This window comes from Streptococcus sp. 449_SSPC (assembly GCF_001073005.1).
Classification (GTDB): Bacteria; Bacillota; Bacilli; order Lactobacillales; family Streptococcaceae; genus Streptococcus; species Streptococcus salivarius_F.
This window is the reverse complement of record NZ_JVGR01000016.1, coordinates 19,758-41,489: the sequence shown is the minus strand read 5'-3', so window position 1 is coordinate 41,489 and position 21,732 is coordinate 19,758. Positions and strand designations below refer to the sequence as shown.

The 21,732-nt window shown below is 41.1% G+C and carries 20 protein-coding genes; 14 read left to right on the top strand and 6 right to left on the bottom strand.

The features are described 5' to 3' along the window. From ADH51_RS02980 to ADH51_RS02965, 4 genes are all read right to left on the bottom strand, one after another. Positions 1 to 203: DUF956 family protein (locus ADH51_RS02980; protein WP_048674287.1), on the bottom strand; the 203-nt coding region annotated here is incomplete at its 3' end. A 12-nt stretch (positions 204 to 215) separates the two neighbouring features. Then, positions 216 to 1,130: a PTS system mannose/fructose/sorbose family transporter subunit IID gene (locus tag ADH51_RS02975; RefSeq protein ID WP_014633903.1), complete on the bottom strand. Its 915-nt coding sequence runs from the start codon at positions 1,128 to 1,130 to the stop codon at positions 216 to 218. A gap of 15 nt (positions 1,131 to 1,145) precedes the next feature. Continuing rightward, positions 1,146 to 1,946, bottom strand: a complete 801-nt coding sequence (locus ADH51_RS02970) for a PTS mannose/fructose/sorbose transporter subunit IIC (protein WP_002886606.1) — start codon at positions 1,944 to 1,946, stop codon at positions 1,146 to 1,148. Positions 1,947 to 1,963: 17 nt separating this feature from the next. After that, on the bottom strand, positions 1,964 to 2,971 hold the full coding sequence (locus ADH51_RS02965) for a PTS sugar transporter subunit IIB (protein ID WP_048674285.1): 1,008 nt from the start codon (positions 2,969 to 2,971) through the stop codon (positions 1,964 to 1,966). Between the two features lie 386 nt (positions 2,972 to 3,357). Here ADH51_RS02965 and ADH51_RS02960 point away from each other — a divergent pair, with 386 nt between their 5' ends. Next, complete coding sequence (locus tag ADH51_RS02960) at positions 3,358 to 4,089, top strand: cyclase family protein (protein ID WP_037599032.1); 732 nt, start codon at positions 3,358 to 3,360, stop codon at positions 4,087 to 4,089. Between the two features lie 44 nt (positions 4,090 to 4,133). On the opposite strand, the gene ADH51_RS02955 is transcribed toward ADH51_RS02960, so the two are convergent. Further along, on the bottom strand, positions 4,134 to 4,946 hold the full coding sequence (locus tag ADH51_RS02955; protein WP_037599033.1) for a Cof-type HAD-IIB family hydrolase: 813 nt from the start codon (positions 4,944 to 4,946) through the stop codon (positions 4,134 to 4,136). Positions 4,947 to 5,154: 208 nt separating this feature from the next. Here ADH51_RS02955 and ADH51_RS02950 point away from each other — a divergent pair, with 208 nt between their 5' ends. The 11 genes from ADH51_RS02950 (at position 5,155) to ADH51_RS02900 (ending at position 15,502) form a co-directional block, all read left to right on the top strand. Next, positions 5,155 to 6,576, top strand: a complete 1,422-nt coding sequence (locus ADH51_RS02950; RefSeq protein WP_037599034.1) for an NCS2 family permease — start codon at positions 5,155 to 5,157, stop codon at positions 6,574 to 6,576. Between the two features lie 273 nt (positions 6,577 to 6,849). Then, complete coding sequence (gene tsaE / locus ADH51_RS02945; RefSeq protein ID WP_014633907.1) at positions 6,850 to 7,293, top strand: tRNA (adenosine(37)-N6)-threonylcarbamoyltransferase complex ATPase subunit type 1 TsaE; 444 nt, start codon at positions 6,850 to 6,852, stop codon at positions 7,291 to 7,293. Beyond that, a complete protein-coding gene (locus ADH51_RS02940; RefSeq protein WP_048674282.1) occupies positions 7,286 to 7,807 on the top strand; it encodes a GNAT family N-acetyltransferase in 522 nt (173 codons plus the stop codon). Before tsaE ends, ADH51_RS02940 begins: the two co-directional genes overlap by 8 nt. 8 nt (positions 7,808 to 7,815) lie before the next feature. Further along, complete coding sequence (brpA, locus tag ADH51_RS02935) at positions 7,816 to 9,069, top strand: biofilm formation/cell division transcriptional regulator BrpA (protein WP_048674280.1); 1,254 nt, start codon at positions 7,816 to 7,818, stop codon at positions 9,067 to 9,069. Between the two features lie 152 nt (positions 9,070 to 9,221). Next, entirely contained in the window at positions 9,222 to 9,695 is a 474-nt protein-coding gene (rimP, locus tag ADH51_RS02930; RefSeq protein WP_002883745.1) for a ribosome maturation factor RimP, read from the top strand. A 65-nt stretch (positions 9,696 to 9,760) separates the two neighbouring features. Beyond that, on the top strand, positions 9,761 to 10,960 hold the full coding sequence (nusA, locus tag ADH51_RS02925; protein ID WP_002886615.1) for a transcription termination factor NusA: 1,200 nt from the start codon (positions 9,761 to 9,763) through the stop codon (positions 10,958 to 10,960). A 20-nt stretch (positions 10,961 to 10,980) separates the two neighbouring features. Next, a complete protein-coding gene (rnpM, locus tag ADH51_RS02920; protein WP_002883779.1) occupies positions 10,981 to 11,277 on the top strand; it encodes an RNase P modulator RnpM in 297 nt (98 codons plus the stop codon). Beyond that, positions 11,270 to 11,572 (top strand): YlxQ-related RNA-binding protein, encoded by a 303-nt coding sequence (locus ADH51_RS02915; RefSeq protein WP_002883776.1) that lies wholly within the window; start codon positions 11,270 to 11,272, stop codon positions 11,570 to 11,572. The genes rnpM and ADH51_RS02915 overlap by 8 nt, the downstream gene beginning before the upstream one ends. An 18-nt stretch (positions 11,573 to 11,590) precedes the next feature. Beyond that, positions 11,591 to 14,425 carry a translation initiation factor IF-2 gene (gene infB, locus ADH51_RS02910; protein ID WP_038675312.1) on the top strand — a complete coding sequence of 945 codons (2,835 nt, stop codon included), beginning with the start codon at positions 11,591 to 11,593 and terminating at the stop codon, positions 14,423 to 14,425. Positions 14,426 to 14,520: 95 nt separating this feature from the next. Then, complete coding sequence (rbfA, locus tag ADH51_RS02905; RefSeq protein WP_002883798.1) at positions 14,521 to 14,874, top strand: 30S ribosome-binding factor RbfA; 354 nt, start codon at positions 14,521 to 14,523, stop codon at positions 14,872 to 14,874. A gap of 64 nt (positions 14,875 to 14,938) precedes the next feature. Further along, positions 14,939 to 15,502: a TIGR00730 family Rossman fold protein gene (locus ADH51_RS02900; RefSeq protein WP_048674278.1), complete on the top strand. Its 564-nt coding sequence runs from the start codon at positions 14,939 to 14,941 to the stop codon at positions 15,500 to 15,502. Positions 15,503 to 15,578: 76 nt separating this feature from the next. On the opposite strand, the gene ADH51_RS02895 is transcribed toward ADH51_RS02900, so the two are convergent. Continuing rightward, positions 15,579 to 17,024, bottom strand: a complete 1,446-nt coding sequence (locus ADH51_RS02895) for a UDP-N-acetylmuramoyl-L-alanyl-D-glutamate--L-lysine ligase (protein ID WP_048674276.1) — start codon at positions 17,022 to 17,024, stop codon at positions 15,579 to 15,581. A 94-nt stretch (positions 17,025 to 17,118) separates the two neighbouring features. On the opposite strand from ADH51_RS02895, the gene ADH51_RS02890 reads away from it, so the two are divergent. After that, entirely contained in the window at positions 17,119 to 18,750 is a 1,632-nt protein-coding gene (locus tag ADH51_RS02890) for a putative polysaccharide biosynthesis protein (RefSeq protein WP_037597440.1), read from the top strand. Between the two features lie 116 nt (positions 18,751 to 18,866). Continuing rightward, on the top strand, positions 18,867 to 21,647 hold the full coding sequence (locus ADH51_RS02885) for a cation-translocating P-type ATPase (protein WP_048674274.1): 2,781 nt from the start codon (positions 18,867 to 18,869) through the stop codon (positions 21,645 to 21,647). The last annotated feature ends 85 nt before the right edge of the window (positions 21,648 to 21,732 follow it).

Here is a 21,732-nt window from a genome sequence, read left to right as displayed (position 1 = left end):
GGGATGAATTTACCACCGAAGTAGACATCGGCAATCACATAAGTGATTTCATCCCAAGGAATTTGAACGTAGTCTTGCAACTTCGTATCGTTGTAAAATTCGAAGGCCTTATCTCCGACCATGATATTTCCGTAAATAGGCCCTTCACGAAACCAAGTTCCCTTAGTTGTGTGAGCCATTTCGGTATTGAGCGATTTAACCATACCTTGCTCCGATTAGAGTACACCAATAATGTGGAGCACAATAGCTAGAACAAAGATACCCAAAATGATAACGATTGGAGAAACTTTTCTCTTAAGAAGGTACATACAGAGGAAAGTCAAACCAAGGGCAGCAAGACCAGGAATCAATTGGTTCAAGTTATCTTGCAATGTTGTTACCTTGTTGGCTTCGAGTGATTTACCAGCAGCTTGTTCTAGGAAGGCTGCTTTAACACCGGCAATACCTTTTGGAAGTTTATCCCAATCGATATAAGCACCTTCTTGTTGTTTAACAACAGAGACAACTGGTGTGAAGGTAATGCTTACCCAACGTTGGATAAGAGAACCGATAACGAACATCCCCATCATTGATGCGCCACGAGTTACTTGTTGGAGAAGGTTACCTGACAAGTCGTCTGTAATCGCAGTACCAGCACGGTAACCAAATTCTTGAGTATACCATTTAACAGCGGCAACCATAACGTTCCAGAGAACGAAGAAGACGATTGGGCCTAGGACGTTACCTGAAACAGCCAAACCTGCTCCTAGTGAAAGGAAGATTGGACGAAGGGTAAACCAGAAGAGAGGGTCACCGGCACCTGCAAGAGGTCCCATCATACCGACCTTAACCCCTGAGATAGCCGCATCATCGATCTCAGCACCGTTGGCACGTTCTTCTTCCAAGGCAAGCGTAACCCCAAAGATTGGGTTGGCCATGAAAGGTTGTGTATTGAAGAATTCCAAGTGACGCTTAAGCGCAGCAGCACGGTCTTCTTTAGTTTGATAAAGTTTTTTGATTGCAGGAATAAGGGTGTAAGCCACACCACCATTTTGCATACGTTCATAGTTGAATGAAGCTAAAAGGAAGTATGAGCGCAAGAAAGCTTTGAAACGATCTGCTTTTGTTAATTTAATTTTTGAATCAGCCATTTTCTTTCCTCCTAATTAAAAGTCTTCCAGAATTTCACCAAGGGGATCACCTGATCCTCCATCATTTGAAGAACCATTTGAACCACTAGCTTCAAGCGCAAGGTACATAACGGCAAGACAGAGGCCGATGATACCCAAGCTAATCAAGGTCAACTCTTTGAGGGCAGCCAAAGCAAAACCAAGGAAGAAGAATGGCCAAACTTCACGACTAGACATCATGTTGATAACCATGGCATAACCAACGGCTACAACCATACCACCACCGATTGTCATACCTGATTTTAACCATTCAGGCATAGCTTCAAGACCAGATTGTACGAGGTGAGCAGGAATCAAGAGCAAGAGGAGGGCAGGGATAGCAACACGGAGACCTTGGAGGGCCATACCGATAAAGTGCCATCTTTCAACACCAGCGATATCAGCAGCTTCTGCACGGCTATCCATAATATGAGCGATGAAGACAGTTGCTGTACGGACAACCATTGTCAAGGCAAGACCGGCAACAGCCAAAGGCACCGCAAGGGCGATGGCAGGACCAATCCCTTTAGTTCCTTGACCACCCAAGATAAGGATGATTGTAGAAGCTACAGCGGCAAGTGAGGCATCTGGTGCCATGGCAGCACCAACGTTAGCCCATCCCATAGTGATCAACTGTAAGCTACCACCCAACATTACGCCGAGTTCGAGATGACCAGTAACAAGACCGATAAGGGAACAAGCCACAACTGGTTGGTATGTTTCGATTTGGTCGTTAACTGAGCTACAACCGATGATGAAAGCAACAATTACGACTAAAATAATTTGTACTAAACTCATTTATGCATCCTCCAAAATTATTTCTTCTCTGCTAATTTAGTTTCAGCTGACTTAATCAAGGCATCAACGTTTGCTGGGCTATCACTTGGCACCCCACGAACGTCAAATTTGACACCCAATGATTGCAACTCTTTGATAGCATCCACATCTGTTTGGTCAAATGAAAGAGCCTTAGTAACGTTGACTTTTCCTTCTTTATAAGCTGAAGAACCAAGGTTGATTTCTTTAACATCAACACCTGCTTTAACAGCAGCAAGAGCATCTTCAACAGATTCAAAGAGAAGCATAGCACGTGTATCTCCAAAACGTGGGTCATTGTTTGCTTTAACCATGTTTTTAATTGGGATAACGTGAACTTGAACACCAGATGGAGCGGCTTGTTTAATCATGTTTGTACGAAGTTTATCATGACAAACAGTGTCTGAAACAACGATGATACGGTCTGGGTGAGTTGAGTGAGTCCAACCAGTCGCAACCTGACCGTGGAGGAGACGTGTGTCAACACGAGCCAAAACGTATTTGATTTTTCCATCACCAAGAACGGTTCCTTCAGGAATGGTACCTTTAGGAACAGAAGGCTTAGCGTCTGCTGGTTTAGTGTCTTCTTCAGGAATAAGGCCTTCTGGAAGGACTTTAACGCCTTCTTTTGTTTCCTTATAAATGTTAGCGACAATCTCTTCAACCCCAGCATCAGGAGCTACCATACGTTCTGTATATGCTTGGATAAGCATTGGCAAGTTGAGTCCTGTCACGATAACCATCTTGCGATCAGGATTTTCTTCCTTGATTCGGCTTGCCTGGTTAAATGGTGATCCAGACCAAAGGTCTGCAAGGACTAGAATTTCGTCGTCAGCGTCAAATTGAGCAATGGCATCTTTGAAGTGAGCGTACAAGTCGTCAGGACCTTCATTTGGCATGAAAGTAACCACTTGAACTTTCTCTTGTTCACCAAAAATCATAGAACCTGATTGGTGAATACCTTCAGCGAATTTACCATGGCTAGCAATAATAATACCGATACCCATTAGTGTTCTTCCTCCTTTTATATATTGCTTCTTAGGAATAGAAAAATGATTATTGGTATTATCATTCATGACATGAAAATGACAACAATATTTTTTTAGTCCCTCGAAAATTAGAACAATCTAATTGTAAAACGTTATCATAGATTTGTCAATGCTTTTCGTAATAAAAGTGTCATAAAATTGAAAAAAATATCAAATTATCGCAAATATACTTTCTTTTCAGACAATCAGACAAAAGGTGTTAGATATAGTTTGAAGCTATATTTAAATAGAGGAAATGGGATTATGATAAAATGAGATAAATGCTTGTAATAGCTAGTAATGGCTGCTATATTTTTGTCAATTAACTGTTTAATGTTAAATCTATAAGAAAAGAGGACCTCCTTATATCAGATTTACTAAGTATTTATAAAGAATTGCAATCTAAGAAATGGGTTGACTTGACCCACAAAATTAATGCAGAAAGTCCACACTTTCCAGCTCTCCCAGCCTTGAAACAAGAAGACCTTTTTACATTAAAAGATGGTTTCCATGTTCAAAAATTTACAGTGGTTGGTCAATACGGAACGCATATTGATGCACCGATTCACTTTGTAGAAGGTGGTCGTTGGTTGGATGAGATTGCCCTCAAAGATCTTCTTTTACCACTCTATGTTATCGACAAGTCTAAAGAAGTTGCTGCCAATCCAAACTTTATTTTGAGCAAACAAGATATCTTAGACTTTGAAGCAGAATATGGACAAATTACTGAAGGGGCCTTTGTCGCTTTTCGTAGTGATTGGTCGAAGCGTTGGCCAGATCAAGATGCTATGCGCAACCTTGATGAAAATGGGGTTCAACAGAGTCCAGGGTGGAGCCGTGAAGCTCTAGAATTCTTGATTTATGAACGTCAGGTTAAGGCTGTCGGTCACGAGACTTTTGATACAGATGCTGGCATTCCAGCAGCAGAACATGGTTTGGTAAACGAATACTACCTCTTGGAACAAAACATTTATCAGGTAGAAGTTTTGAATCAATTGGATCAAGTTCCAGCCGTTGGTGCTTTGATTTCGATTGCATTTCCTCACTGGGACAAGGCGACAGGCTCCCCAGTGCGTGCAGTGGCTATTTTACCTTAATCATAAGAAAAAACACCGAAGAAATTTTCGGTGTCTTTTGTTATTTATAAGAAGAGTTCCTGGAGTTTGCGAGCAACGCCATCCTCTTCATTAGTCCACTCAATTTGTTCGTTAGCGTGGGGGAGAAGGACAGAGCTAGCATTCTTCATGGCATAACCAGTTTTAGCAAGTTCCAACATCTCTGTGTCGTTGTGTTCGTCTCCAAAAGCAATCAGATCATCCGTTGATTTGCGCATAGCCTTAAGTAAGTAGTTTAGGGCGTAGGCCTTGTTAATACCTTTAGGTGAAAACTCCAAAATATTAAGCGGGCCACCCCAAGAATCAACTTCAATTTCTTCCTTGAAGTCTTTCTTGATATCATCGGCTAGCTGGTACTTATCTTCGTGACGAGTTTGCATAAGAAGAGCATTTGGGTTGCGCGTGATTTTAGTTGGTTCTAAACGCATAGCCTCAATAATTTTATCAACACCAAAGAGTTGTGGTTGGATACGTTCTGGGTGATTCATAGTGATATAGAAGTGTTTTCGATATTCACTAGCCAGAAAATCCATCTCTAATTCATCATGGCGTTGTAAGAGGCTAATCAGATATTTCTTATCTAATTTAACCGAATGCTCATAAGCCCAGTCTTGGTCTGGAAGATTGGTCAAAGAGCCGTTGAAGGTGATGAGTGGTGTTTCTAACCCTAGTGTTTTGTAATGCTCAATAGCCATACGATAAGGACGACCTGTAGCAATAACGACTTGGTGTCCTTTGTTTTGTACGTCTTTAATCGTTTTTTGTGTAAATTCTGAAATAGTTCCATCTGGGCGTAATAACGTTCCATCAAGATCTAGTGCAATCAATTTTTTTGTCATGTTCCTATTATAGCAAAAATCTGTCCTTTGTTGGTGATTAAGAAAGAGCTTTCTAAGAACGTTCGGTTTTTCATAAGAAAAGTCTCAGGAAATAAACCTTGCACCGTCAAATGATTTCATGTAGAATAGTAATGTTGCATTCTACATGAGAATGTTCCGAAATTATTCGGATTTTGACAATATTTTTTATTAAGGAGTCTAAACTTTCATGGAAAAGTTTTTCAAATTGAAAGAACATGGTACTGACGTCCGCACAGAAGTGACTGCCGGATTGACAACTTTCTTTGCCATGTCTTACATCCTCTTTGTTAACCCAGCGATGTTGGCCCAAACAGGAATGCCTGCACAAGGTGTTTTCTTAGCAACAATTATTGGTGCGGTTGCAGGGACATTGATGATGGCATTTTATGCTAACCTACCATACGCTCAAGCGCCTGGTATGGGGCTTAATGCCTTCTTCACCTACACAGTGGTCTTTTCTTTGGGTTACACTTGGCAAGAGGCCTTAGCAATGGTCTTTCTATGTGGTGTTATTTCATTGATCATCACGGTAACTAAAGTACGTAAGATGATTATTGAGTCTATTCCAACAGCTCTCAAATCTGCTATTTCAGCAGGTATCGGTGTTTTCCTTGCCTATGTTGGGATTAAAAATGCTGGTTTCTTGAAATTCTCAATTAATCCACATACCTACACTGTAGCAGGCAAAGGTGCTGACATGGCTAAGGCTTCAATTACAGCTTCATCGTCAGCTACACCAGGTTTGGTTGCTTTCAATAACCCAACTGTAATTGTAGGTTTGATTGGTCTTGCGATTGCGATTTTCTTTATTGTTAAAGGTATTCGTGGTGGTGTTCTTCTTTCAATCCTCGTGACGACTATCATTGCTATCTTTGCTGGTGTCGTTGATCTTGGAAGCATTGACTGGCACGCAGCTAGCTTGACATCATCTATTAAGGATCTTGGTCAGGTCTTTGGTGCAGCGCTTGGATCTAAGGGATTGGGATCACTCTTTGCAGATGTTTCTCGTTTGCCTGGTGTCTTTATGGCTATTCTTGCCTTTTCATTGACTGATATCTTCGATACTATCGGTACCTTGATTGGTACTGGTGAGAAGGTTGGTATCATTGCTTCAACAGGTGATAACAACGAATCAAAAGCTCTTGACCGTGCTCTTTACTCTGACCTTGTTGGTACAAGTATTGGTGCCATTGCAGGGACTTCAAACGTTACAACTTACGTTGAATCTGCAGCAGGTATTGGTGCTGGTGGACGTACTGGTTTGACAGCTCTTGTGGTTGCTGTACTCTTTGCCATTTCTAGTTTCTTTAGTCCAGTGGTGTCAATCGTTCCAAATGCGGCAACAGCGCCTATTCTTATTATTGTAGGTGTTATGATGCTCTCTAACCTTAAGAGTGTCGATTGGGAAGACTTGTCTGAAGCTATTCCTGCCTTCTTCACTTCTATTTTCATGGGATTCTCATATAGTATTACTTATGGTATCGCAGCTGGTTTCCTTACTTATACTTTGGTCAAAATCGTCAAAGGTCAAACTAAGGATGTCCACTTTATTATGTGGATTTTGGATATCTTGTTTATCCTTAACTTCATCAGTATGGCTGTGTTCTAAAGCTTGAAAGTTAAAAGTCTGTATATTTGTCAGGCTTTTTCTTTTGCGATTTTATCTGGGGAATGTGAGAGAGTTTTTTTGATTAACTTTCAAATCTATAGTAAGTTTTACAAAATGATTTCTAATCTATGAGTGGTTGATGTGGTTAAAATAAATTGAAGATTAAAATACACATCTTAACTTCTTACTTAAATGATTCGATATTTATAAGTTTCTACTGTATTTTTACAGTGGATTCTAGTCCATATTTTTATTTTTTGATATAATGAAAACATGATTTACAGTCAAAATGAAGAAGAATTGATTAGTATCGGCCAAAAGTTAGGTCGACTGCTCGATTCTGGAGATATAATTGTTCTCTCAGGTGATCTGGGAGCTGGCAAAACAACCTTAACCAAGGGGATTGCCAAAGGTTTGGATATTTCACAGATGATAAAGAGTCCAACCTATACTATTGTAAGGGAGTATGAGGGGCGGCTGCCACTCTATCATTTAGATGTCTACCGCATTGGTGATGATCCTGATTCTATTGATTTGGATGATTTTCTGTATGGTGAAGGTGTGACCATCATCGAGTGGGGTGAGCTCCTAGACGAGAGTCTGTTAGGGGATTATCTCCTAATTTCGATATCTCATCATGGAGATGGACGTCAGTTGCTTTTTGAATCTTTCGGTCCTAGAAGTAAGGAGATTCAGGAGGAAATGGTAAATGGCTGAGCAAGAATTAGTCATTGAGGAAGCTCAAAGAGAGGATGCTGCCTCTCTAGCTCGTTTACTAGAGACTGTAGCCTTGGAATCGGATTTTCTAGCACAAGATGATAGAAGTTCTATACTGAGTGTTGAACAGTTAGCCACTTATATTGAAAGTCATCAGCATAGGCTTAATGAGATTTGTTTGGTGGCAAAATTGGGTCATGAGGTCATTGGTGTTTGTAATGTTACCTCTGATCAAGATACTAAGACCAGTCATATCGGCGACGTATTTATTGCGGTTTCTAAACCCTACTGGGGGAATGGTGTTGGCCAGTTTCTTATGGAAACAATGATTGACTGGGCAGATCATACACCAACTATCCGCCGCTTAGAGTTGACGGTTCAAGCACGTAATGAACGGGCGGTTCATCTCTATCAAAAATTCGGATTTGACATTGAAGGCACTAAGAAACGTGGTGCAAGAACTAAAAATGGAGAATTTCTAGATGTTTACCTTATGGCTAAACTCATAGATTAGGAAAAAACATGAAACTTGGACGAAAAATTTTATTGATGTTGTTGGCGATTTTTGCAACGACAGTAGTAGCTGCTGGTATTTACCTAACGACAACTTATAATTACGCCACAGGCGAATTGTCAAAAACGTTTAGGGCTTCTAAAGCAACTTCAGGGAATAGTAAGGCTATTCAACAGACTAAGCCTATAACTATTCTCTTGATGGGGGTAGATACAGGATCCAAAGAACGTAAGGAAACCTGGGAAGGAAACTCTGATACCATGATTTTGGTAACAGTGAACCCTAAGACTAAGAAAACAACCATGACCAGTTTGGAACGTGACCTTTTGACAGATATTGAGGGGTCGGGTGAAGCAAAACTAAATTCAGCATATGCTGAGGGTGGTGCTGACTTGGCTATTTCAACCATTCAAAAGGTTTTAGATATTGATATTGACTATTATACACTGATTAATATGCAGGGTATGATTGATTTGGTAGATGCTGTTGGTGGTATTGAGGTAACGAATCATTTTGATTTTCCAATTTCGATTGCAGAAAATGAACCTGAATTTCAGGCAAAAGTTGAGCCCGGAACCCATAAAATCAATGGTGAGCAAGCTTTAGTCTATTCACGTATGCGTTACGATGACCCTGATGGTGACTATGGTCGCCAAAAACGTCAACGTGAGGTTATTCAAAAAGTTGTAGCTAAGCTCTTGAAGATGGACTCTATTGGTTCTTACAAGAAAATTTTGTCGGCTGTAAGTTCAAATGTTCAAACCAGTATCGATCTTGGTGATACCAATACTTTGCGTAGCTTGATGGGTTATAGTGATGCCCTTAAAAATATTAAGTCATACCAATTGGCTGGTTCGGATGCCATGATCAATGGAGGAAGCTATCAAGTAGCCTCCACTGAGGATATTCTTAAGGTGCAAAATCGCATTAAGCAGGAAGTTGGTAAGAAGAAAGTTTCTGAATCTAATCTTAAGACTAGTTTGGTTCTCTATGGTTCTGGTAGCTCTAACTATGGCTCAGATGATTTCGTTAATTCTAAAGGAAGTGCGGCTTCGAGTGAGGCATCTTCAAATTATGAGGGCGGGACATCTGAGGCAGCTGGTGGTGGGTCAGTAAGTACCTACAATGGAGGTACTACCTATAGCAATAACTATAGTGAAAACACAGGTAATTATGTTCAGGAACAAGGTACGACAACCCCTACATACAATAATAATGGATCGGGTGTGACTACTTATAGCACTGTTCCAGCGGCACAATAAATAAGGTTGAGTGATTCCCAACCTTTTTGCTTTGAAATGATAGCAATATGGTTATTCCTTGCAATGGCTTTTGACCTATGCTATAATATAGGAAAATAACGAAAGAGAGGCGGAGTAGAAACTTCGTCTCTTGTGTGTGTAAGGAGGTCATAATGTCGCAAAAAATTATTGATCTCGTGACGGCAGTCGTAGCTCCAGCTATTCCTGAGCCATACGAACTGGTCGATATCGAGTACGAAAAGCTTGGCGGTGACTATGTCTTGTCAGTTTTGATTGATAAGCCAGGAGGTATTACTGTAGAAGATACTGCAGACTTGACTGAAATTATCAGTCCCCTCTTGGATACTATTCAGCCTGATCCTTTCCCGGATCAATACATGCTGGAAGTTTCTAGTCCAGGGTTAGAGCGTCCCTTAAAAACCAAAGAAGCTTTGACAAATGCTGTTGGTCAGTATATCAATGTTAGTCTTTACAAGGCTATTGATAAGATCAAGATTTTCCAAGGTGACTTGGTGGCCTTTGATGGGGAAACCCTAACAATTGATTACCTTGATAAGACTCGCCATAAAACTGTTGAGATTCCCTATCAAACAGTTGCTAAAGCTCGTTTGGCAGTCAAACTCTAAAACTCTTAGTGTAAATAAAGAAAGGATGCCAGTTTTAGCCTTTAGAGGCTAAAACAACAAAGAATATGAGCAAAGAAATGCTAGAAGCCTTCCGTGTCTTGGAAGAAGAAAAACACATTAACAAGGAAGATATCATCGATGCTGTGGTTGAATCGCTTAAGTCAGCCTACAAGCGTCGTTATGGTCAGTCAGAATCAGCTGTAGTTGAATTCAATGAAAAAACAGGTGATTTTCAAGTTTATACTGTTCGTGAAGTTGTAGACGAAGTCTTTGATAGTCGTTTGGAAATTAGCTTGAAAGATGCCCTTGCTATCAGCTCTGCTTACGAGCTTGGTGACAAGATTCGTTTTGAAGAGTCAGTTGATGAATTTGGCCGTGTTGCAGCGCAATCTGCCAAACAAACCATTATGGAAAAGATGCGCAAGCAGATGCGTGAAATCACTTATAATGATTATAAGCAACATGAAGGTGAAATCATGCAAGGAACAGTTGAACGCTTTGACCAACGTTTCATTTATGTGAATCTTGGAACGCTCGAAGCTCAATTGTCACGCCAAGACCAAATTCCTGGCGAAAGCTTTAAGTCACACGACGTCATCGATGTTTATGTTTATAAAGTTGAAAACAACCCTAAAGGTGTTAACGTCTTTGTAAGCCGTAGCCATCCAGAATTCATCAAACGTATCATGGAACAAGAAATTCCTGAAGTATTTGATGGAACTGTAGAAATCATGAGCGTGTCTCGTGAAGCTGGTGATCGTACCAAAGTTGCTGTTCGCAGTCACAACCCTAACGTTGATGCTATTGGTACTATCGTTGGTCGTGGTGGAAGCAACATCAAGAAAGTTGTCAGCCGTTTCCACCCAACACGTTTGGATGCTAAGACAGGTATTGAAGTTCCTGTTGAGGAAAATATTGATGTTATTCAATGGGTTGAAGATCCAGCTGAATTTATCTACAATGCTATTGCACCGGCTGAAGTGGACTATGTTCTCTTTGACGAAGATGATAGCAAACGTGCGACAGTGGTTGTACCAGATAACAAATTATCTCTTGCAATTGGTCGTCGTGGACAAAACGTTCGTTTGGCAGCTCATTTGACTGGTTACCGTATTGACATCAAGTCAGCTTCTGAATATGAAGCACTCGAAGCTGAAAAAGCTGAGGCTGCTACTGAGGAAGTTGTTGACGAGATTGTTGCAGAAGATGCTACACCTGTTGAAGTCACAACAGAAGAAGTAACTGAAACAACAGAAGCAGAATAAGAAGAACATAGAGGTGTTTGATGGCTAAAACACGAAAAATACCTTTACGCAAATCAGTTGTCTCAGGAGAAATCATTGATAAACGTGATTTGCTCCGCATTGTAAAAACTAAAGATGGTGAGATTTTCATTGATCCAACAGGAAAGAAAAATGGCCGAGGTGCTTACATTAAACTAGATAATGAAGAAGCTCTCCAAGCTAAAAAGAAACGTGCTTTTAACCACAGTTTCTCCATGGATGTTCCTGAAAGTTTTTATGATGAACTCATTGCTTATGTGGATCACAAGGTCAAAAGAAGAGAGTTAGGTCTTGAATAACACAGAAAAATTGTCAAATATGTTGGGACTAGCACAAAGAGCTGGAAAGCTTATTTCTGGCGAAGAACTTGTCATCAAGGCAGTCCAATCAGGACAGGCGAGACTAGTTTTTCTTGCCAATGATGCTGGTAGTAACGTGACTAAAAAGACGACTGATAAATGTAACTACTATAATATAGAAGTCTCCACAGTGTTTAACGCACTGGAATTAAGCATGGCTATTGGTAAACCAAGAAAAACGGTTGCTGTAGTTGATGCTGGATTTTCAAAGAAAATGAGGACTCTTATGGACTAAAGAATAGGAGGACATCACGTGTCAAAGAAACGATTATATGAAATCGCAAAAGAGGTTGGTGTAGAAAGCAAGGTTGTTGTTGCAAAAGCTCAAGAACTTGGTCTTTCTGTGAAGAGCCATTCCTCATCAGTTGAAGAAGCTGATGCTAATCGTATCACTTCAAGTTTAAAAGGGGGAACAGCTAAGGCTGAAAGCAAGCCAGCTCCTAAAGCGACACCAACTCCTAAAGAGGAAAAGGTAGCGCCTAAGGTTTATAAGGTACCTGTTGCCAAATCAGCTCCAGCTAAAGAAACATCAAAGGCTGAAGTCAAAGAAGCCCCTGCGACTCCGAAAAAACCACAAAGCCGTAATTTTAAGGCAGAACGTGAAGCACGTGCCAAGGCAGAAGCAGAGCGTCGTCAAAACGGCGGAGGCCGTGACAACCGTAATCGTAACCGAAATCAACAAGGGAACGATCAAGGTAAACGTCAGAATAATGATCGTCGCAACCAAAATGGAAATGGTCAAGGCAACCGTAATAATGGGAACCGCGGTAACAATAGTAATCGTGACCGTAATTTCCAAGGTAAACAGCGCAATGATCAAGGTCGAAATAAACGTAACGATGCTGCCCGCAACAATCAGGCAGGTCCACGTATTGACTTTAAAGCGCGTGCAGCAGCCTTGAAAGCAGAGCAAAATGCAGAATATTCACGTCAAAGTGAAACACGCTTCCGTGAAGAAAAAGCTGCAGAGCAACGCCGTGCGAAAGAGCAAGAAAAGGCAAGAAAAGAAAAACAACAGGCTGAAGTCGCTGCTCAAAAAGCAGTTGCTGAAGCTAAGCCAGCTCCCAAACCAGCACCGGCTGCTCAACCAGCTCCAGCTGCGCAAGCACAAGATACACGTCGTAAAAAGGCACGTCCAGATAAATCACGTGATAATCGTCGCGAGAATGAAGATGGACCTAAGCAAACAAGAAATAATAAGTGGAATAATCAAAACCAAGTGAGAAATCAACGAAATAGTAACTGGAATAAAAACAAAAATAAAAAAGGTAAAAATAACCGTGGTAATTCAGCTCCAAAACCAGTAACAGAGCGTAAATTCCATGAATTACCAAAAGAATTTGAATACACTGAAGGCATGACGGTTGCAGAAATCGCAAAACGTATTAAACGTGAGCCAGCTGAAATCGTTAAGAAACTCTTCATGATGGGTGTTATGGCAACTCAAAACCAATCTCTTGATGGGGATACTATTGAGTTGTTGATGGTTGACTACGGTATTGAAGCAACCAAGAAAGAAGAAGTCGATAATGCTGATATCGAACGTTTCTTTGTTGACGAAGACTACCTCAATAAAGATGCTATGGTAGAACGTGCACCAGTTGTTACTATCATGGGACACGTTGACCATGGTAAAACAACCCTTCTTGATACCCTTCGTAACTCACGTGTTGCGACTGGAGAAGCTGGTGGTATCACACAGCATATTGGTGCCTATCAAATTGAAGAGGGTGGTAAGAAAATCACCTTCCTTGATACTCCAGGACACGCGGCCTTTACATCTATGCGTGCCCGTGGTGCTTCTGTTACAGATATTACTATCTTGATTGTCGCTGCGGATGACGGTGTTATGCCACAAACTATTGAAGCCATCAACCACTCTAAGGCTGCTGGTGTTCCAATCATTGTTGCGATTAACAAGATTGATAAACCAGGTGCTAACCCAGAGCGTGTAATCGGTGAATTGGCAGAGCATGGCGTTATCTCAACTGCATGGGGTGGGGATAGCGAATTCGTTGAAATTTCAGCGAAGTTTGGTCAAAATATTGAAGAATTGCTTGAAACAGTTCTTCTTGTGGCTGAAGTGGAAGAACTTAAAGCTGACCCAACAGTTCGTGCCATCGGTACCGTTATTGAAGCGCGTTTGGATAAAGGTAAAGGTGCGGTTGCAACCCTCCTTGTTCAACAAGGTACTTTGCATGTTCAAGACCCAATCGTTGTTGGTAATACCTTCGGACGTGTCCGTGCTATGACCAATGACCTTGGTCGTCGTATTAAGACTGCAGCACCATCAACACCAGTTTCAATTACTGGTTTGAACGAAGCGCCTATGGCGGGTGACCATTTTGCCGTTTATGAAGATGAAAAAGCAGCTCGTGCAGCCGGTGAAGAACGTGCCAAACGTGCCCTTATGAAACAACGTCAACAAACACATCGTGTTAGTCTTGATAACCTCTTTGATACCCTTAAAGCTGGTGAATTGAAGACTGTTAATGTTATCATCAAGGCCGACGTACAAGGTTCTGTTGAAGCCTTGGCAGCATCACTTCTTAAGATTGATGTTGAGGGTGTTCGTGTTAATGTTGTTCACTCAGCAGTAGGTGCTATCAACGAATCTGATATTACTCTTGCGGAAGCTTCAGATGCTGTTGTTATCGGATTTAACGTTCGTCCTACACCACAAGCACGTCAACAAGCGGAAACTGATGAAGTTGAAATTCGTCTTCACAGCATCATCTACAAGGTTATCGAAGAAATCGAAGATGCCATGAAAGGGATGCTTGATCCTGAATTTGAAGAAAAAGTCATTGGTGAAGCTATTATCCGTGAAACCTTCAAAGTTTCTAAAGTCGGAACAATCGGTGGGTTCATGGTTACTAGTGGTAAAATCACTCGTGATTCAAGTGCCCGTGTGATTCGTGATGGTGTCGTTATTTTTGATGGTAAATTGGCAAGCTTGAAACACTTTAAAGATGACGTTAAAGAAGTCGGAAACGCTCAAGAGGGTGGTTTGATGATTGAAAACTATAACGATATTAAAGTTGATGACGTTATCGAAGCTTACATTATGGAAGAAATTAAACGTTAATTTTGTTAGCTTTTAAGAAAGCTTACTTAGGAGACAAAGCTAGGTCATCTGGCCTGGCTTTTGTTCCATCATAATAAGAGAGAAAGGATAAGACTATGGGAAATTCATTTCGTGTAGACCGTGTTGGTATGGAAATCAAACGTGAGGTCAATGAAATTCTTCAAAAGAAAGTTCGTGACCCACGTGTGCAAGATGTCACTATCACAGATGTGCAAATGCTAGGCGATTTGTCAGCTGCTAAGATTTTTTACACTATTCATTCAACTTTGGCCTCAGATAACCAAAAAGCACAAACTGGTCTTGAAAAGGCTACTGGGACAATCAAGCGTGAACTTGGTAAAAAATTGACCATGTATAAGATTCCAGATTTGACCTTTATTAAAGATGAGTCTATCGAATACGGTAATAAAATTGATGAAATGCTTCGTAATTTGGAGCGTAAAGACTAAGAAAAAATTCCTGTCAGTTATGGCAGGAATTTTGCGTTATAATAGAATAAAAAGGAGGACTTCAATGAAAGTAACGGTCTATTTGGGAGCTAATATGGGTGATAATCCTAGCTTTAAGAAAGCAACGATTGCCTTGGGTCAGTGGATTGCTAAAAATGGGCATACCCTAGTCTATGGTGGCAGTAAGATGGGACTTATGGGAGTTCTTGGTGATACGGTTTTGGAAAATGGTGGACAGGCTCATGGCATTATGCCACAATTCCTCAAAGATAGGGAGATAGCTTATGAGGGGTTAACCTCAATGACGATAGTAGAAACTATGGCAGAACGAAAGACTGCTATGCTAGAGCAAGGAGATCTCTTTATCGCCCTTCCAGGAGGTCTAGGGACACTGGAAGAAATCTCTGAAGCTATTGCAGCTGCTCGAGTCGGTAAGTTGGACAAACCCTGTGTTTTCTTCAATCTCAATGGCTATTATGATGCTATGAAAACGATGTTAGATACCATGGTTGCTCATGATTTTTTGGAGGCTGAAACAGCAGCAAAATTCCTCTTTACAGATGATTTTTCAGAAATTGCAGCTTTTGTCCAGTCTTATGAACCACCTCAATTGAGACGTTATCGGTAGTATTGCTTTAATTTGTAAAAATGAGATGAATTAAAAAGATTCAATGACACATCATTGAATCTTTTTAATTAAATCTTTACAAATATTTCTTAGCGACTTCAATATCGCCAGCATAGTTATCACGTTTACCATTTACGATCTGGAAGGCATCAGCACCTTTACCAGCGATAACCACAGCGTCTTTAGAGTCTGTAGTCTCAGACATTGCTGTTTTGATTGCTTCCTCTCGATCAACAATGATACGAACCTCGCGACTGATATGGCTAGCAATTTCCTGACAGATAGCAAGAGGATCTTCCTTGTTAGGATCATCAGCTGTTAGGATGACATCAACATCAGGGTAGGTATTGAGGACATGTCCAAAGTCTTTACGACGACTTTCACCTTTATTTCCTGGAGCCCCTAGAATTAGACTAATACGACCATCTTGATGGCTGGTTACGACTTGTAAGAGCTTATCTAGGCTATCCCCATTGTGAGCATAGTCAACAAATGTCTTAGCCCCATTAGTTTGGGTTAGAACCTCCATACGCCCTGGAACAGAGGTTTGAGCGATTCCTTCCTTGATGTCTTGAAGGTTAGCTCCGAGACGTAGGCAGGCCAGACCAGCAGCCATAGCATTGTCCTGGTTAAAGTCACCGATAAGTTGGATATCATAGTCACCGGCTAATTTCCCACTTGCCTTAAAGCTAAAACCTGAGCCATGTTTAACAGCATTGTCGGAGTTTTTACCATAGAAGTCATGCTCTTTATCCGCAACTTCCTCAGCGATAAAATCAAAGTGATCCATACCGCTATTAACAATAACAACTCGACTGTTTTCCAAGAGGAGACGCTTATGGTAGAAGTAGTCTTCAAAGGTTGGATGTTCAATAGGCCCAATATGGTCTGGGCTGATGTTAAGAAAGACACCTACATCAAAAGTCAATCCATAGACACGCTTTGTCAGATAGGCTTGACTTGAGACTTCCATAATCAGATGGGTCATGTCATTAGCAACAGCTTCAGCCATCATACGGAAAAGGTCCAAACTCTCAGGTGTTGTTAAGGTAGACTTGAAGAAGGTTTTTCCGTCTAGTGTCGTGTTCATGGTTGAAAGCATAGCAGGTTTATGACTTTGCTTGAGAATATTGAAGGCAAAGTAGGCTGCTGTAGTTTTCCCTTTTGTCCCAGTAAAGGCTAGCAATTTAAGCTTGTCTTGAGGGTATTGGTAGAAGGCCTGAGCAACGAGGCTCATAGCCTGCTTGATATCTGATACGATAATGGCAGGAATTCCCACTTGATAATCTTTTTCAGCCACGTAGAAACGCAAGCCAGCTTTGACAGCATTCTCTAAAAATTCAGGCTTAAAGGCAGCCCCTTTGGCAAAGAAGAGGGAAGATGGTGTGACATCACGACTATCATAAGAAAGATGATCAAAAGTCACTCCAGTCCATGAATAGTAGTAGTTGTCTTGGTCGATAATATCTCTAAAATTATGGTCCTTTTTAAGAACCTCTAGAACTTGTTCAATAGTAATCATAGTTCCTATTTTAGCCTTAATGTTCTTGTTTTACAAGTCACAGCCAAAAGTTTATAATAAACTAGATTATATTTTATTCTCTAGAAAGAAAGTTATGACTGAAACTAAAACTGATACACAGCAGCAGCAGATGCTAAGAGGGACGGCATGGATGACAGCATCCAATATTATCAGTCGTCTATTGGGGGCACTCTACATTATTCCTTGGTATGCTTGGATGGGTAAACAAGGTGACCAAGCCAATGCCCTCTTTGGTCAAGGGTATAATATTTATGCTCTTTTCCTCTTGATTTCAACAGCAGGTATTCCAGTCGCAATTGCCAAACAGGTGTCTAAATACAACACTCTTGGAAAAATGGAGACGAGTTTCTTCTTACTCAAGCGTATCTTGTATTACATGATTGGTCTCGGACTGATCTTTGGCGTTTTCATGTACTTTGCTTCGCCGTGGATGTCTTACCTTTCTGGGGGAGACGAGGATCTGGTTCGCGTCATGCGTAGTCTTTCTTGGGCAGTTGTTATTTTCCCATCCATGTCTGTTTTACGAGGCTTTTTCCAAGGCTTTAACAATATGAAGCCTTATGCCTTAAGTCAGATTGCGGAACAGATTATCCGTGTTATTTGGATGCTGTTGGCGACCTTCTTCATCATGAAAATTGGGACAGGCGATTATGTGACAGCAGTTGTCCAATCGACTTTTGCCGCTTTCATCGGTATGTTGGCTAGTTATGGGGTGCTTTTCTTTTACCTTTGGAAGGAGGGGAAACTCAAGAGTCTTTTTGGCAAGCAGGCTGTTCATCCGGATATCAATCCAACTGCAATTGTTATTGAAACCTTTAAGGAAGCCATTCCTTTCATTATCACTGGATCTGCTATTCAGCTTTTCCAACTGATTGATCAATGGACCTTTATCCGTACTATGGAGAAGTTTACAAGCTATAGTAACAGTCAACTTCAGGTTCTCTATGCTTACTTGTCTTCAAACCCAAGTAAGATTACCATGATTTTGATTGCCGTTGCTCTTTCTATTGCCGGGGTTGGGATTCCACTCTTGACGGAAAATATGGTTAAGAAAGATCTTAAGGGAGCGGCTAAACTGATTATCAATAACTTACAGTTGCTTTTGCTCTTTATTGTTCCCGCCATTGTAGGATCAGTGATTTTAGCTAAACCACTTTATACAGTCTTTTATGGTGCGCCAGATAGTCAGGCCCACTTGCTCTTTGTAGCCAGTCTGATTCAAGTTATTTTCTTGGCCTTGTATAGCGTTTTAGCACCAATGCTTCAGGCAATCTTTGAAACCCGTAAAGCTATCAACTATTTTGCGATTGGGGTTTTAGTTAAGGCAATCCTACAGTTACCATTGATTATTTTCCTAGGAGCCCTTGGCCCGGTTATTTCAACAGCCATCGGTTTAGGTGTTCCGATTGCTCTCATGTATAATCACCTCCACACTGTTACGCACTTTAGTCGTAAGACAGTGTTTAGAAAAGCCTTGCTCATCTGTATCCTTACAGTGCTCATGGCTATTCCAGTTGCGATCTTCTATTGGTTGTTCCAGTTTGTACTGTCACCAACAAGCCGTATGGGTAGTGTGATTTACTTGGTCATTGGAGGAGGCCTTGGAATCGGTGTCTATGGCGTTCTTGCTCTTGTAACTCGTATGGCTGATCAATTGCTTGGTGCCCGAGCAGCTAGCCTACGTGCTAAATTACATATTAAATAAAATCTAAACCAAGTCATGTGGCTTGGTTTTTTTCTTTTTAACAATTTCTGAAAAAAGAGTATAATGAGGGTGAAAAAATGAAATCGTTTTAATGATTTAGAATCGAGGAAAGGATTATGGTTGATTCTAGACAAGAACATATAAAATTAGGGACCTATCCTCCTGAACAAGTTTACAAAGTCTTGCAGACAAGCCCTCAAGGTTTGAGCTCACAAGAGGTTAAGGAGAGGCAGGCGACTTATGGCCCTAACCAATTGAAGGAAAGTAAGAAGGAGCCTATTTGGCTGACCTTTTTCAGACATTTTACTAGTCTTATGGCCCTCTTATTGTGGGTTGGTGGCTTTATCGCCATGCTTTCTCATAGCTTAGAGTTGGGGATTGCAATTTGGTTGGTCAACATTATTAATGGTCTCTTTAGCTTTATTCAAGAATATAGGGCAAGTCAGGCTACGGCAGCTCTTAATAAGCTTCTTCCATCCTATGCGCGAGTTCTTCGTGATGGTAAGGAGGATAAGATTCTAGCTCAGAACTTGGTACCAGGTGACTTGGTTTTCATTGAAGAAGGGGACCGTATTTCTGCAGACGGACGCTTGGTCGCTGTGACAGATTTGCAGGTTAACCAGTCTGCCCTCACTGGTGAGTCTAATCCTATTTATAAGTCAGATCAAGCGGATTTGACTCCCGACAAGACTGAGTTAGAGTATGACAATATGGTATTTGCAGGGACTACTGTCTCTTCTGGCTCTGGACATTTTATAGTATCTGCTATCGGGATGAAAACTGAGTTTGGACAGATTGCGGATTTGACACAGAATCTTGCTCAGGAAAAGAGTCCCCTTCAGAAAGAATTAGACCATTTGACTAAACAGATTTCAGTTATTGCGGTGTCTGTAGGTCTCTTCTTTATGGTGGCAGCGACTCTATTTGTCCATCAGCCTTTGTCTCAAGCCTTTATTTTTGCATTGGGGATGATTGTGGCCTTTATTCCTGAAGGACTTCTTCCCACAGTTACTCTATCTTTAGCCATGGCCGTTCAGCGCATGGCTAAGGACCATGCTTTGGTTAAGAAGCTGTCTTCGGTTGAGACGCTGGGAGCAACTTCTGTTATTTGTTCGGATAAAACAGGGACTTTGACGCAAAATGCCATGACGGTTAACCATCTATGGACCTTGTCAGATAGTTATGAGGTAACTGGGCTGGGTTATGCATCAGAAGGACAGATTGAGCAGGAAGGGCAACCTGTTTCTCTTAAAGAAAATGAGCTTCTTAATCGTTTGGTCCGATTCTCTCATTTGGCTAGTAATGCTCAAGTTGTGGCCCCTAGTGCTGATAATCCCAATTTTACAATTTTAGGTGATCCAACTGAGGCTTGTCTTAATGTTCTCGCCGAAAAAGCAGGAATTAATTTAAATGACAATCATACTTGGGCCCCTCGCCTCAAGGAAATCCCCTTTGATTCTGATCGTAAACGGATGACAACAGTGCATAAGCTTGATTCAGGATTGGATGGCAGTCATCATATCTCCATCACAAAAGGTGCTCCCAAAGAAGTGATGGAGCTTTGCTCAGACTATTATGATAATCAAGGAATGATTAAATCATTGACAGCTACTGAGCGTCAGGCTATCCTTGCGGCCAACGACCAGTTTGCCCGAGACGGTTTACGTGTTTTAGCTGTGGCCTATAGACCTTTAGACAGTGAGCATGTTGGAGAAGACAAATGGGACATGCAGACCTTGGAGGACAATATGGTCTTTCTAGGCTTGGTTGCCATGAGTGATCCGCCACGTCAGGGTGTGCGTGAAGCCATTGAAAAATGTCATAGAGCTAGTATTCGTATTATCATGGTGACAGGTGATTATGGCTTGACAGCTCTTAGCATTGCTAAGAAAATCGGAATTGTACAAGGAGACGATGCGCGTGTTGTTTCAGGCCTTGAACTAGCTGATATGGATGATAATCAGCTCAAGGAAGCTCTTAAAGGCGAAATCGTTTTTGCTCGTGTAGCACCTGAACAAAAATACCGTGTGGTCAACGCCCTTCAAGAACTTGGCAAAGTTGTCGCTGTTACTGGTGATGGTGTTAATGATGCCCCTGCCCTTAAAAAAGCTGATATCGGTGTAGCTATGGGGCTATCAGGAACTGATGTTGCCAAGGAATCTGCAGATATGATCTTAACAGATGATCATTTTGCTTCTATTGTTCATGCTGTTGAAGAGGGTCGTGCAGTTTATAGAAATATTCAAAAATTCCTGACTTACATTTTTAATTCCAACACACCAGAAGCTGTACCCTCTGCTTTCTTCTTGTTCTCTTTGGGACGTATACCTCTTCCCTTAACGGTTATGCAAATCCTAGCCATCGACCTGGGAACAGATATGATGCCTGCTTTGGGGCTAGGGGTTGAACCGCCTGAAGAGGGCGTTATGGACAGACCACCAAGACGTCTTTCAGATCGCTTGCTCAATCGACAATTATTGATTAAAGCTTTTGTCTGGTATGGACTGATTGAAGCAGCCTTAGCTATGGGGGCTTTCTTCCTTAATTATTGGGTTAATCAAGGTAATTTAAACCATTTGGCCAGCTCAGGTCCTCTCTATCGAGAGGCAACTACCATGACCTTAGGAGCTATTATCTTTACTCAAATTGGTATGGCTATGAATAGTCGTAAAGGTAGAGGGTCTATATTCCAAGTTAAACCATTTGCTAATCGGATTATTAGCTTAGGGATTGTTTTAGAAATTGTCCTCTTTATTATCCTGTCTTACGTGCCTTTCTTCCACACGCTATTTAACACTGCACCCATTGGACTTGATGATTGGCTCTATTTACTTGCTTGTCCGTTTGTTATTATGGCTTTGGAAGAAATCAGATATCGCTTATTTGATAAAAAGTAAGTCAGTGGCATACCTTAGATTGAAGCAAGACTTTTAAATCGTTTTTTAGTGCTTGAAACTATGATGTTTCAGGCACTTTTTGATG